The organism is Massilia norwichensis (genome assembly GCF_024753245.1).
Lineage (GTDB): Bacteria > Pseudomonadota > Gammaproteobacteria > Burkholderiales > Burkholderiaceae_D > Telluria > Telluria norwichensis.
The window spans coordinates 54185-66739 of record NZ_JANUGX010000010.1; the positions used below are offsets into that span (position 1 = coordinate 54185).

General features: G+C 68.5%; 12 protein-coding genes. 9 read left to right on the forward strand and 3 right to left on the reverse strand.

Features of this window, described 5'->3' with window-relative positions:
* Nucleotides 1-57: 57 nt before the first annotated feature.
* From NX782_RS10435 to NX782_RS10445, 3 genes are all read right to left on the reverse strand, one after another.
* The gene (locus NX782_RS10435; protein ID WP_258845383.1) at nucleotides 58-1521 is read right to left on the reverse strand and encodes an iron-containing redox enzyme family protein; all 1464 of its coding nucleotides are present in this window, start codon (nucleotides 1519-1521) and stop codon (nucleotides 58-60) included.
* A 191-nt stretch (nucleotides 1522-1712) separates the two neighbouring features.
* Entirely contained in the window at nucleotides 1713-3119 is a 1407-nt protein-coding gene (bcaP, locus tag NX782_RS10440; protein WP_370661786.1) for a branched-chain amino acid transporter BcaP, read from the reverse strand.
* 193 nt (nucleotides 3120-3312) lie between these two features.
* Complete coding sequence (locus NX782_RS10445) at nucleotides 3313-4158, reverse strand: metallophosphoesterase (RefSeq protein ID WP_258845384.1); 846 nt, start codon at nucleotides 4156-4158, stop codon at nucleotides 3313-3315.
* A 120-nt stretch (nucleotides 4159-4278) separates the two neighbouring features.
* On the opposite strand from NX782_RS10445, the gene NX782_RS10450 reads away from it, so the two are divergent.
* The 9 genes from NX782_RS10450 to NX782_RS10490 all read left to right on the forward strand — a co-directional run bounded on the left by NX782_RS10450 (nucleotide 4279) and on the right by NX782_RS10490 (nucleotide 12547).
* Nucleotides 4279-4905, forward strand: a complete 627-nt coding sequence (locus tag NX782_RS10450) for a LysE family translocator (protein ID WP_258845385.1) — start codon at nucleotides 4279-4281, stop codon at nucleotides 4903-4905.
* A 134-nt stretch (nucleotides 4906-5039) separates the two neighbouring features.
* Nucleotides 5040-6254: an acyl-CoA dehydrogenase family protein gene (locus NX782_RS10455; protein ID WP_258845386.1), complete on the forward strand. Its 1215-nt coding sequence runs from the start codon at nucleotides 5040-5042 to the stop codon at nucleotides 6252-6254.
* A 3-nt stretch (nucleotides 6255-6257) separates the two neighbouring features.
* Nucleotides 6258-7037, forward strand: a complete 780-nt coding sequence (locus tag NX782_RS10460) for a methionine ABC transporter ATP-binding protein (protein WP_258845387.1) — start codon at nucleotides 6258-6260, stop codon at nucleotides 7035-7037.
* Nucleotides 7030-7704 carry a methionine ABC transporter permease gene (locus tag NX782_RS10465; RefSeq protein WP_258845388.1) on the forward strand — a complete coding sequence of 225 codons (675 nt, stop codon included), beginning with the start codon at nucleotides 7030-7032 and terminating at the stop codon, nucleotides 7702-7704. Before NX782_RS10460 ends, NX782_RS10465 begins: the two co-directional genes overlap by 8 nt.
* Before the next feature lie 18 nt (nucleotides 7705-7722).
* Nucleotides 7723-8583: a MetQ/NlpA family ABC transporter substrate-binding protein gene (locus tag NX782_RS10470; RefSeq protein WP_258845389.1), complete on the forward strand. Its 861-nt coding sequence runs from the start codon at nucleotides 7723-7725 to the stop codon at nucleotides 8581-8583.
* Nucleotides 8580-9944, forward strand: a complete 1365-nt coding sequence (locus NX782_RS10475) for an LLM class flavin-dependent oxidoreductase (RefSeq protein ID WP_258845390.1) — start codon at nucleotides 8580-8582, stop codon at nucleotides 9942-9944. The genes NX782_RS10470 and NX782_RS10475 overlap by 4 nt, the downstream gene beginning before the upstream one ends.
* Nucleotides 9945-9970: 26 nt before the next feature.
* A complete protein-coding gene (locus tag NX782_RS10480) occupies nucleotides 9971-10969 on the forward strand; it encodes an aliphatic sulfonate ABC transporter substrate-binding protein (protein ID WP_258845391.1) in 999 nt (332 codons plus the stop codon).
* A gap of 4 nt (nucleotides 10970-10973) precedes the next feature.
* A complete protein-coding gene (locus NX782_RS10485) occupies nucleotides 10974-11819 on the forward strand; it encodes an ABC transporter permease (RefSeq protein WP_258845392.1) in 846 nt (281 codons plus the stop codon).
* Complete coding sequence (locus tag NX782_RS10490; protein ID WP_258845393.1) at nucleotides 11816-12547, forward strand: ABC transporter ATP-binding protein; 732 nt, start codon at nucleotides 11816-11818, stop codon at nucleotides 12545-12547. Before NX782_RS10485 ends, NX782_RS10490 begins: the two co-directional genes overlap by 4 nt.
* Nucleotides 12548-12555 lie beyond the last annotated feature (8 nt).

The window sequence follows — 12555 nt, forward strand, 5'->3', positions numbered from 1 at the left end:
GGCGCGGAAGGAAGGCCTCCCGCGCCGCTGCAATTTACTGCGGTGTTACCGTAAAACTCAAGCGTCGAGCAGTTGCGAATACAGGCGGGTCGCCATCAGCCCGATCGCCGTGTGGTGCAGCGAAGGCGACATCAGCTTGCCCAGCATCGCCATCGCCTCGCTTTTTCCCGCCGCGCCGGCGACCTTCTCTTCCAGCTCGCGCAGCTCGCTGTCGCCCTGCATGCTGCCGGCCGCATGGCGGCGGATCAGGCTGCGCTCGGGGTGGCTGCCACGGCCGGCGTGCTGGTTCAGGGTCTCGAGCGTACGCTGGCGCGCGCGGTGGCTCAGCACGCGCGTGGTGCGCTGGCTGGCGCCGACTTCGCGCGGGGTCTGGATCCAGTCGCGCAGCACCTGCTGTTCGTAGCTCGAGAAGACGCCGAACATCTCGGCGCGCTCGCCCTGGATCAGGCGCCAGAAGCGGCTGTTCTCAGCCTCTTCGCCGCGCTTGATCCAGCCGGCGCTTTCCATCGCCGCCATGAATTCGGGGATCTTCGCCGGTTCGCCCAGCCAGTCGTTGATCGAACGGCCGGCCACGCGGCAGTAATCCGAGTGCATGTTGCGGCCGACCGCGGCCTTGTTCGTGAAGATTTCGACCAGTTCCGCTTCCAGGTCGAAAGCGGCGATGATCGAGGTCGTGCACGCGCCCAGCTCGTTCAGGCGGTAGCCGTCCAGCACGCGCTGGAAGAAGGCGGCCAGGTCGCTCGACTGCGCCATCAGGTTGCGCAGCGCCTGCACCGCCTTGTGCGCGTGGCCGCTGCCGGCATTGTCGACGGTGACGTGCAGGGTGAAATAGTAGGGATCGATGCCCAGTTCGTTCAGCTCGTAGGACGTGATCAGGAGGTGCAGCGGCAGCTGTTCGTATCCCAGGTTGTAGCCGATGACTTCGGGCAGGAACTGATCGGCGTTGTAGGCCAGCGCCAGCTGGATCGCGCCCTGCACGAAATGCGGCTCCGACAGGCTTTCCCAGTGTTCGCAGCCGTGCGCGGCCAGCAGGCGGCGGTAGAGCGTGACGTGGTTCTTGTCCGGCACGCCGTCGCCGAGCTCTTCGAGATAGGTCTTGATGAGTGGGTGGAAGTCCGGATTTTCCCAGCGCGGCAGCGTGCCGTACAGCCAGGCGCCGTCGACCAGCTTGGTCGGCGCGGCGCCCTTCAGGAAGTAGAGCGCGTGCGACTTGTTGCTGAAGTAGCGGCGCGGCGCACCGTTCTTGCGGGCGCTCAGGTATTCGCGGTAGGAGATGCCGACCGCTTCGGCGCGGCCTTGAATCCAGGCCGGCAGCTGCCACAGCGCCTCGGGCAGCTCGCAGGGTTCCTGGCGCGCAGCTTCGATCTGGGCCAGCAGGAACTCGCGCGACTCGGCGAGCGCGGCCTGCGGGTTGTCGAGCAGCGAAAAATACAGTGCTTTCGAGCTTGCGATCGCCTGGCGCGCATGCGCTTGTGGCGCGGTCTCCAGCTCAGGCGTATCCATAGCGTAGGTGGTAGTCATAGACAATCTTTTGGTAAATGTTCTACCACGATTATCCGGTCTGTCCTGGACGCACGTAATCGGTTGCCGGCTTACCTGAATGTCGGACAGGGATTACAAAAATTGCATGTTTTTGGGAAACATCCCAGAAAACAGACGGGGCGCGCCGGCCGAAACCGGGGCGCCCCGCCAAGGGTCTTATCTAACTGAATTTACTGCGACTGCGCGCTGCCGTGCAGCAGCGAACGGCTGCGGGCATAACCGAAGTACACCAGCAGGCCGATCGCCAGCCAGATCAGGAAGGCGATCCAGGTGATGGCGCTCAGGAAGCTCATCAGCGCCAGGCAGAAGATGACGGCGATCGCCGGCACCACCGGCACGCCCGGGCAGCGGAAGGCGCGCTTCAGGTCCGGACGCTTCTTGCGCAGCACGACCACGGCCACCGACACCAGGCAGAACGCCGCCAGGGTGCCGATATTGACCAGCTCGGCCAGCACGTTCAGCGGCACGAAGGCGGCGATCACGCCGAACACGATGCCGACCAGCCAGGTGGCGAAGTAAGGCGTGCCGTATTTCGGGTGCACGGTCGACAGCTTGGCCGGCAGCAGGCCGTCGCGCGACATCGCGAACAGGATGCGGGTCTGGCCGTAGGCCATCACCAGCATCACGGTGGTCATGCCGAGGATGGCGCCGAGGTCGACCAGCTTGGACAGCCAGTTCACGCCGGCGTACTGCAGGGCCAGCGAAACCGGGTGGTCGACGCCTTCGAACTTCGCGAAGGGAACGATGCCGGTCATGATGGCCGACACGATCACGTACAGGATGGTGCAGACGGCCAGCGAACCGATGATGCCGATCGGCAGGTCGCGCTTCGGATTCTTGACTTCCTCGGCAGCCGAGGTGACGGCGTCGAAGCCGATGAAGGCGAAGAACACCAGTGCGGCGGCGCTCATGATGCCCGAGGCGCCGAACGGAGCGTACGGCGCCCAGTTGTCGGTGTTGACGTGGCCGAAGCCGAACAGGATGAACAGCACGACCACCGAAATCTTGATGACGACCATGACGTTGTTGACGCGCGCCGATTCGCGCACACCCAGCGACAGCATCCAGGTCAGGAGCAGCATGATGACCAGGGCCGGCAGGTTCATGACGGTGTCGACGCCCGGACGCGCGCCCGGGGCGGCGGTCAGGGCCGCCGGCAGGTCCACGCCCCAGCCGTGCAGCAGCGACTGGAAATAGCCGGACCAGCCGACCGCGACGGTCGAAGTCGCCAAGCCATATTCGAGCAGCAGGTCCCAACCGATCATCCAGGCCACCAGTTCGCCCAGCACCGCATAGCTGTAGGTGTAGATCGAGCCGGCGATCGGCACCGTCGAGGCAAACTCGGCGTAACACATGGCCGCGAAGCCGCAAGCGATGGCGGCGACGATGAAGGACAGCGTCAGCGCCGGGCCGGCGGCCAGGGCGCCGGTGCCGGTCAGCACGAAGATGCCGGTGCCGACGATGGCCCCGATGCCCATCAGGATCAGGTCGAACGGGCCGAGCACCTTCTTCAGGCCGCCCGGCTTGCCGGCATGGGCGACCATGGCGTCGAGGTTCTTGGTTCTAAAAAGACTCACTGCGTTTCTCCAATCGATAGTAGATAGTTCCCCAGCCCTGTTCTGTTGGATGTCTCCTCTGCGGGCTTGGTATGTCCGGCGTTTCCATGCAAAAAGAATGCCAGGCGGCAGCATAAGCGGCATGCCATTATTACTCAAAAATCAATCGATAGAGTACGCCTTTGCCCGAAAAATGCTGATTCCGAAAAAAATTTCAGCGCAGGGTGCAGATCAAAAGCTCCGGATCGGCGTGCAGGCGCAGCGGAATACCGGCGCAGCCGATGCCGCGCCCGACAAACAGCGGGCCGTTGCCGGCGATTTCGAAGCGGCCCTGGGGGTAGAGCCGCGAGCCGCGTCCGCCGGGGCGCTTGAGCGGCGTGCCGTCGCGGCTGACGATCTGGCCGCCGTGGGTATGGCCGGCCAGCGCCAGGTCGAAGCGCTGCCCGTCCAGCAGCGCCATGCCGTCCGGCGAATGCATCAGGTAGATACGTATCGGCCCGGCGCCGGCGAAGGCGGCGTCCAGCGCGGGCGTGCCAGTCCAGGGATCGTCGATGCCGCAGATGCTGACGTCGCCGAAGGGCTCGGGCAAAGCCACGTTGCGGTTGACCAGCACCTCGACCCCGGCCGCCGCGAGTGCCGCGCTCACCTCTTCGCTGCCGTTCCAGACGTCGTGGTTGCCCAGCACCGCATAGGTGCCGAGCGGTGTGCGCGCCTGCACCAGAAAGGTGCGCAGGGCGCGGATGTTGGCGGCATCGAAGGAGATGTAATCGCCGCCCAGCAGCAGCACGTCGGGACGTTCGCGCCGGACCTGCTCCAGCAGGACATCGAAGATGGCCGGCGCGGTGGTCGGGCCGGCGTGGAAGTCGGAGGCGAAGGCGATCCGCAAGGGTCGTGGCAGGCGCCGCTCGGGACCCAGGTCGACCTCGTGGCGCGTGACGCCCAGGCGGCCGTGGCCGCCCAGCCGCCAGCTCAGGCCGGCGACCCAGCCTTTCAGCAGCAGGACGTCGAGCAGCCGTTCGGTGGCATGGCGGAAAGGACGGTGGTGCTTGCTAGGTCTCATACGGCGCCGACTATACGGCAGATGTTGCAAAATTGCCACTATACACCGTCGGGCGGCAGCGAGGGCGCAGGCTACGACCGGGCACTAGTGCTGCGAATCAACGCGATGTAAGATGCGCCCATGCTGACACCTGAACAATTGCTCGCCTTCCTGCCCGCCGCCATCCTGCTGACGCTCTCCCCCGGCCCCGACAACATGATGGTGCTCGGCATCGGCATGGCCAAGGGGCGGCTGCGCGGCATGGCCTTCGGCCTCGGCTGCGCGCTCGGCTGCCTGAGCCACACGCTGCTGGCCGCGATCGGCGTCAGCGCCCTGATCGCCGCCTCGCCGCTGGCCTTCACCACGCTCAAGATTTGCGGCGGCCTCTACCTGGCCTGGATGGGTTTCAACGCGATCCGCTCGCGCGGCGGCGCTGCCGCCAGCCGCGCCGAAGGGGTGAGCGAATCGGCGCGCACCCTGTTCCTGCGCGGCGTGTTCGCGAATGCCATCAATCCCAAGGTCGTTCTGTTCTTCCTGTCTTTCCTGCCGCAATTCGTGGTGGCGCAGCGCGGCGACGCCAACCTGCAGATCGCCCTGCTCGGCCTGGTCTTCACGACGCAGGCGGCCATCCTGTTCGGCCTGCTGGGCTTCTTTTCCGGCGCGGTCGGCGCCTGGCTGCAGCAGCGTCCGCGCGCCGGCATGTGGCTGGACCGGATCGCCGGCGTCATCTTCATCGGCCTGGGTTTGCGCCTGATCGTGGCGCGCTGAGCATCGCTGCGGGCGCACTTGCATAGACGGTTTCCGTTTTAAGGTTTAGTTCATATGCTAGGCCGAATATCTTCGTTCACACCCGACGCGTGGTTTGGAATACTGGGCAGCACCGCTGAACAGGACAAGCCATCATGCAACTCACCAGTGTGCCGCCGGCCGACCAGGCCGCTTCTACCGCCCCTTTCGATGCCATCGCCGCTGCCGGCGAACTCGCCCAACGCCTGAGCGAAACCGCCGTCGAGCGCGACCGTGCCGGCGGCCACGCCGGACCGGAACGGGAGCTGATCCGGGCCTCGGGCCTGCTGGCCCTGTCGGTGCCGCGCGCTTACGGCGGCCCGGGCGCCGATTGGGCGACAGTACTGCGCACGGTACGCATCGTCGCCGGCGCCGACAGCGCCCTCGCCCACCTGCTGGGCTTCCACCACCTGCAATTGGCGGGGCTACAGCTCTACGGCAACCCAGCCCAGCAGCGCCGCCTGCTCGCGGCGACGATTGAGGAGCGTATCTTCTGGGGCAATGCCCTGAACCCGCTCGACAAGCGCCTGGTCGCGACGCCCACCGCCGGCGGCTACCTGCTGAACGGGACCAAGAGCTTCGCCTCCGGTTCGGTCGGCTCCGACTGGCTGACCATCTCGGCCTGGAATCCGCTGGCGGGCGCCGCCCTGATCGCTGTGCTACCCACGCGCCAGCCCGGCATCGCCGTACAGCCGGACTGGGATGCTTTCGGCCAGCGCCAGACCGACAGCGGCAATGTCCACTTCAGCAGCGTCCTGCTGCCGGACGACCTGGTGCTGCAGGCACCCGGCCAGGCCGCCACGCCGCGCAGCACGCTGCGCTCGCAGGTGGCGCAGCTGGTCATGGCAAATCTCTACCTGGGCCTGGCCGAAGGCGCGATGGCGGCGGCCCGGCGCTACCTGCTCGAAGAAGCGCGGCCCTGGTTCGCATCCGGCCCCGAAGTCGAGGACGCCATCGACGATCCCTTCGTGCAGCACCGCTTCGGCCAGTTCCGCTTGCTGGTGCGCCCGGCCCAGCTGCTGGCCGACGCCGCCGCCGGCGCGCTGGACGCGGCCTGGCGCCGCGGCGCGGAGCTGACGGCTGCGCAGCGCGGCGACGTCGCGCTGGCGGTGGCCGAAGCCAAGGTGCTGGCGCATCGCGCCGCCATCGAGATCGGCAGCCAGCTGTTCGAGCTGACCGGCGCGCGCTCGACCTCCGGCCGCCATGGCCTGGATCGCTACTGGCGCAACGCCCGCGTACATACCCTGCACGACCCGGTCGACTACAAGCTGCGCGACCTCGGCCGCCACGCGCTGGATGGCCGCCTGCCCGAACCGACAGCCTACTCCTGAGCCATGCGCCCCCTGATCCGCATCGAGCGCGTCTCGAAAACCTTCGGCAGCGGCCTGCCCGCGCTGCGCGAGGTGTCGCTGCAGGTGGAGCGCGGCGAAATCCTCGGCATCGCCGGGCGCAGCGGCGCCGGCAAGTCGACCCTGCTGCGCATGATGAACCTGCTGGAGCGGCCCGACAGCGGCACGGTCGAAGTGGCCGGGCGCGAGCTCACCAGCCTGGCCCCGCGCGAGCTGCGTGCGGCGCGCCAGGAGATCGGCATGATCTTCCAGGGCTATAACCTGCTGCAGAACCTGAACGTCGCCGACAACGTCGCCTTCCCGCTGCGTCTGCACGGCCGCCTGAACCCGCCGCGCCTGCGTCAGCGGGTCGAGGAATGCCTGGCACTGGTGGGCCTGACCGGCAAGGCGCGCAGCTACCCGGCCCAGCTCTCGGGTGGCCAGAAGCAGAGGGTGGCGATCGCACGCGCGCTGGCCAACCAGCCGGCTATCCTGCTATGCGACGAGCCGACCTCCGCGCTGGACGCCGAGACCACGCGCGGACTGCTGCAGACCCTGCAGGCAGTGAACACGGAGCTGGGCGTGACGATCGTAATCGTCAGCCACGAGCTGCCGGCCCTGGGCGCACTGTGCCGGCGCGTAGCCGTGATCGAGGATGGCCGCGTGGCCGAGGACTTCCTGCTGTCCGACCTGAGCACGCCGCGCAGCACCGCACTTGGGCGCGAACTCGCCTTCCACGGCGCCGAGGCCGCCGCCGCCCTGCACCAAGGAGCCCTGCATGCCTGAGACCCTGCACGAACGCTTCGCTGCGCTCTTGCCCGAGCTCTTGAGCGCCCTCGGCCAGACCCTCGTCATGCTGGGCATCGGGCTGCTGGCCGCAGTCATGCTGGGCGGACCGCTCGGCGTGCTGCTGTACCAGGCCGGCCGCAATCCGTCGGGGCGCCTGCGCCTGCTTGCCCGGCTGCTGGGCTGGGCCGTGAACACGCTGCGCTCCTTCCCCTTCATCGTGCTGCTGGTGGCGCTGGTGCCCTTCACGCGGCTGCTGACCGGCACCTCGATCGGGCCGCTGGCCGCCGCGGTGCCGCTGGCCATCGCCGCGATCCCGTATTTCTCCCGCCTGGTCGAGCAGACCCTGGCCGAGGTGCCGCAAGGTGTGATCGAGGCCGCGCAGGCGATGGGCGCGTCGCCGCTGCAGATCGTGCTGCGGGTGCTGCTGGTGGAGGCCCGTTCCGGCCTGGTGCTGGCGCTGACGGTACTGGCGATCAGCTTCCTGTCCTACTCCGCGGTGGCCGGCGTGGTCGGCGGCGGCGGCATCGGCGACCTGGCGATCCGCTACGGCTATTACCGCTTCGAGACCGACGTCATGATCCTGACCGTGGCGGTGCTGGTGGTCCTGGTGCAAAGCATCCAGTTCACCGGCGCCCGCCTCGCGCGCAGGCTGGATAAACGCTGACAACAAGAAGGAATGAACATGCTCCATGCACGCCGCAGCCTGCTGGCCGCCGCACTCGCCGCAATCCCGCTGCTCCTGGCGCCCGCCGTCCAGGCCAGGGACGCCAACGCCATCGTGATCGGCACCAGCGCCGGCCCCTATGCCGACCAGGTCAAGTACGGCATCAAGCCCATCCTCGAACGCCAGGGCTACCAGGTCAAGGTGGTCGAGTTCAACGACTACATCCAGCCGAACTTCGCGCTGGCCGAGGGTTCGCTGGACGCCAACGTGTTCCAGCACAGCGTCTACCTCAGGAAATTCTCCGCCGACCACAAACTGGCCCTGAGCGAGCTCGTAACCATCCCGACGGCGCCGATCGCCATCTACAGCCGGCGCCACCGCAGCCTCGACGAAGCGCGCGCCGGCAGCACCGTGGCGCTGCCGAACGACCCCACCAACCAGGCACGCGCCCTGGTCATGCTCGAGCAGCTGGGCTGGATCAGGCTGAAGCCGAACACCGATCCGGTCAAGGCCTCGGAGCGCGACATTGCCGCGAATCCGCGCGGCGTGAAGCTGCTGCCGCTGGAAGCCGCCCAGCTGCCGCGCGCGCTGCAGGACGCCGACTATGCCTTCGTCAATGGGAACTATGCGCTGGCCTCGGGCCTGAAGCTGACCGATGCCCTGCGCACGGAAAACATCTCGCGCAACTACGTCAACCTGGTGGCGGTGCGCACGGCCGACCGCGACAAGCCCTTCGCGCGCGACCTGGCCGCGGCCTACCGCTCGCGCGAATTCCTGGCCTGGACCGTGCAGCACTGCCCGGGCTATGCCAAGACCGACTACCAGCTGGCGCTGCTCTCGAACAAGCCGGAGGCGAACAAGCTCGAGGCGGCCCGATGAGCCCTCAGATCCGCTTCAACGCCTTCCAGATGAACACGGTGAGCCACCAGTCGCCGGGGCTCTGGACCCATCCGCGCGACACCAGCCACCGCTACAAGAGCGCCGAGCACTGGGTCGAGCTGGCGCGCCTGCTGGAGCGCGGCGGCTTCGACGCGCTGTTCCTGGCCGACGTGCTGGGCGTGTACGACGTGTACGCCGGCAGCGCCGATGCGGCGCTGCGCCACGCGGTGCAGGCGCCGCTGAACGACCCGCTGGCGCTGGTCCCGCTGCTGGCCCACGCCACCCGCCACCTGGGCTTCGGGGTCACCGCCTCCCTCACCTACGAGCATCCTTACACCTTCGCGCGGCGCATGTCGACGCTGGACCACCTGAGCGGCGGCCGGGTCGGCTGGAATATCGTCACCGGCTACCTCGACAGCGCCGCGCGCAACCTCGGCCTCAAGCAGCAGATCGCCCACGACGACCGCTACGACCTGGCCGACGAGTACCTGGATGTGGTCTACAAGCTGTGGGAGAAAAGCTGGGATGACGATGCCGTCCTCGCCGACAAGGCCAGCGGCGTGTATGCCGACCCGGCGCGCGTGCACCCGATCCGCCATGAGGGCCGCCACTACACGGTACCGGGCATCCACCTGTGCGAGCCCTCGCCGCAGCGCACGCCCTTCCTCTACCAGGCCGGGACCTCGCCGCGCGGCCTCGCCTTCGCCGCCCGCCATGCGGAAGCCACCTTCGTCTGCGGGCCGAGCAAAAAGGTGGTCAAGCGCTACGTCGACCAGACCCGCGAAGCGGTGCGCGCCGCCGGCCGCGATCCGCAGGAGCTGCTGGTCTACGCCCAGGCCCTGATCGTCACCGCGCCCACCGCGGCGCTCGCGCGCGCCAAATACGGCGACTACCTGGACCACGTCGACATCGAAGCATCGCTGGCGCTGCTGTCCGGCTGGACCGGGGTCGACTTCTCGAAGCTGCCGCTGGACGCCACCGTCGACTACATCGAAACCGAAGCCGGCCGCAGCGCCCTGGCCTCGCTGTCCAGCGCCGATCCGGAGCGCAAGTGGACCGTGCGCGAGGCGGCCCGCTTCATCGGCCTGGGCGGACGCGGGCCCGTGCTGGTGGGCGACCCCGGCCAGGTCGCCGACCAGCTCGAAGCCTGGCAGGCGCAGACCGGCGCAGACGGCTTCAACCTGGCCTTTGCCGTCGCCCACGAATCGATGCGCGACGTGGTCGAACTGGTCGTGCCCGAGCTGCAGCGGCGCGGGCGCTATCGCAAGCACTACGAAGGCGGCACCCTGCGCGGCCAGCTGCTGGGCCGCGGCGACCGCCTGCCGGCCAGTCATGCCGGCCGCCAGGTCAGCATCGCATGAAGAACGACAAACCAGAAAGGATCACCGTGAAACGCAGGACCCTGCTCCAACTCGCCGCCGGCGCGGCTGCCGCCGGCATACTGCCTCGTACCGCCATCGCCGCCGCTGGCCAGTCCGCCGCCCCGCTCGAGGAACTGCGGCTCGACTACGCCTATTACTCCCCCACCAGCCTGGTGCTGCGCCGCTTCGGCTGGCTGGAACAGGAATTCAAGGCCGACGGTACGAACATCAAATGGGTGTTCAGCGCCGGCAGCAACCGCGCGCTGGAGTACCTGAACGGGAACAGCATCGACATCGGCTCCTCGGCCGGCCTGGCAGCCTTGCTGGCACGCGCCAACGGCAATCCGATCCGCACGCCCTACATCTACTCGCGCCCCGAATGGACGGCGCTGGTGGTGCGCAAGGATTCCCCGATCCGCGGCCTGGCCGACCTGCGCGGCAAGAAGATCGCCGCCACCAAGGGCACCGATCCCTATCTGTTCCTGCTGCGCGCCCTGCAGGTGGCGGGCCTCAAACGCGCCGACATCGAGCACGTCAGCCTGCAGCACGCCGACGGCCGCGTCGCCCTCGAACAGGGCAGGGTCGACGCCTGGGCCGGGCTCGACCCGCACATGGCCGCCAGCGAACTGGAAAGCGGATCGCGCCTGCTGTACCGGAACGTCGCCTTCAACACCTATGGGTTCCTGAACGTACGCGAAGCCTTCCTGGCCAGCCACCCGCAGCAGCTGGCACGGGTGATCAAGGCCTACGAACGGGCACGCGCCTGGGTCCGCGCCAACCCCAGCGAGGCGGCGAGCATCCTGGCCGAGGAAGCCAAAGTCTCGCTGCCGGTGGCACTCCTGCAGATCAAGCTGCGCAGCGATTTCTCGCAGGCGCTGCCGGGCGCCCGCCACGTGAACGCCCTGCGCGCCGCCGCGCCCATCCTGCACGACGAGGCCCTGGTCAAGCCGGGCACGGACCTGAACCGGGTAGTGGCGGAGCTGGTCGACACGCGCTTCGCGCAAACCATCGTGGCGCGAGGCTGAAGCCATGACGACCCGTGTGCTCGATCTGACGCGCGCAACAAAGTGCGATCCGGCCGGCGGCCGGCGCCTGCCGCCGCCGCTATTGCCGGCGTGGCTGGCCGCGCTGCTGCTGCCGGCCGTCGTTCTGGCCGGTCTCGAAGCGGCCGTGCGCGCCGGCGCCGTGCCGGCCAACCTGATGCCGCCGCCGTCCGAGGTGGCGCGCACGATCGTCGACCTGGCCGGCCATGGGCTGGCGGGCCATGCGACGGCCAGTAGCTTGCGCGTGCTGCTGGGCTTCCTCGGCGGCGCCGGTGCCGGCCTGCTGCTGGGCGCTGCGGTCGCCCTGCACCGCGGCGCGCGCGGCATGCTCGACCCCAGCCTGCAGGCGCTGCGTTCGATTCCCTCGCTGGCCTGGGTGCCGCTGCTGCTGCTCTGGTTCGGCATCGACGAGCTGCCCAAGCTGGTCCTGATCGGCATCGGCGCTTTCTTCCCGGTCTATACCGGCGTCACCTCGGGCTTTGCCGGCGTCGACCGCAAGCTGGTCGAGGTCGGCCTGCTGTACCGCCTGCCGCCGCCGGCACTGGTCGGCCGCGTGCTGCTGCCGGCGGCCCTGCCGGCGATCCTGACCGGACTGCGCAACGGCCTGTCGCTGGCCTGGATGTTCATGGTGGCGGCCGAACTGATCGCCGCATCGCGCGGCCTCGGCTACCTGCTGTCGGACGGACGCGAGACCAGCCGCGCCGACATCGTCCTGGCCGCGATCGTGCTGCTGGCGCTGCTCGGCAAGCTGAGCGACATGGCGATGCTGGCGCTGGAACGCCGCCTGCTTGCCTGGCGCGACACGCATCCCGATACCGGAGCACGCGCATGAGCTTTCTGGAGATCGAGGTCGAGGACAAGCGCTTCGGCACGCGCCAGGTGCTGCGCAAGCTGCGCCTGGCCGTGCAGGCCGGCGAGATCGTGAGCCTGCTGGGCGCCAGCGGCTGCGGCAAGAGTACCTTGTTGTCCATCGCTGCCGGCCTGGACCGGGCATGCACGGCGCGGGTCGGTCTCGACGGGCGCGAACTGCACGGACCGGACGCCGGCATCGGCTTCGTGTTCCAGGAGCCGCGCCTCTTTCCCTGGCTATCGGTGGCGGACAACATCAGCTTCGGCGCCGGCGTGCGCAATGCGCCGGCGCAGGCGGTGGAGGCCTTGCTGGAAGAAGTCGGCCTGCCGGGCTATGCGCAGGCCCTGCCCAAGCAGTTGTCCGGCGGCCAGGCCCAGCGCGTGGCGATCGCGCGCGGCCTGTACACGCGGCCGCGCGTGCTGCTGCTGGACGAACCCTTTTCGGCGGTCGACGCCATCACCCGCATGAAGCTGCAGGACCTGCTGGCGCGGGTGGCCGCGGAGCGCGGCCTGAGCGTGCTGCTGGTGACCCACGACGTCGACGAAGCGGTGCAGCTGTCCGACCGCGTGGTGCTGCTCGACCGCCAGCCAGGGCCGGCGCGCGCCTCGCTGCCGATCGGCCTGCCGCGCCCGCGCACGCGCGGCGGGGCCGGCGCAGCGGCGCTGAAGCGCCAGATCCTGGCGCATTTCGACGTCGACCTGGCGGCATGAAGCGCCAG

What these genes read in the sequence shown, in the direction of transcription:
- NX782_RS10450 (WP_258845385.1), top strand. Translation starts at nt 4,279, where the DNA reads ATGCTGACACCTGAACAATTGCTCGCCTTCCTGCCCGCCGCCATCCTG.
- NX782_RS10435 (WP_258845383.1), bottom strand. Translation starts at nt 1,521, where the DNA reads ATGACTACCACCTACGCTATGGATACGCCTGAGCTGGAGACCGCGCCA.
- NX782_RS10445 (WP_258845384.1), bottom strand. Translation starts at nt 4,158, where the DNA reads ATGAGACCTAGCAAGCACCACCGTCCTTTCCGCCATGCCACCGAACGG.
- NX782_RS10475 (WP_258845390.1), top strand. Translation starts at nt 8,580, where the DNA reads ATGAGCCCTCAGATCCGCTTCAACGCCTTCCAGATGAACACGGTGAGC.
- NX782_RS10460 (WP_258845387.1), top strand. Translation starts at nt 6,258, where the DNA reads ATGCGCCCCCTGATCCGCATCGAGCGCGTCTCGAAAACCTTCGGCAGC.
- NX782_RS10455 (WP_258845386.1), top strand. Translation starts at nt 5,040, where the DNA reads ATGCAACTCACCAGTGTGCCGCCGGCCGACCAGGCCGCTTCTACCGCC.
- NX782_RS10490 (WP_258845393.1), top strand. Translation starts at nt 11,816, where the DNA reads ATGAGCTTTCTGGAGATCGAGGTCGAGGACAAGCGCTTCGGCACGCGC.
- NX782_RS10485 (WP_258845392.1), top strand. Translation starts at nt 10,974, where the DNA reads ATGACGACCCGTGTGCTCGATCTGACGCGCGCAACAAAGTGCGATCCG.
- NX782_RS10465 (WP_258845388.1), top strand. Translation starts at nt 7,030, where the DNA reads ATGCCTGAGACCCTGCACGAACGCTTCGCTGCGCTCTTGCCCGAGCTC.
- NX782_RS10470 (WP_258845389.1), top strand. Translation starts at nt 7,723, where the DNA reads ATGCTCCATGCACGCCGCAGCCTGCTGGCCGCCGCACTCGCCGCAATC.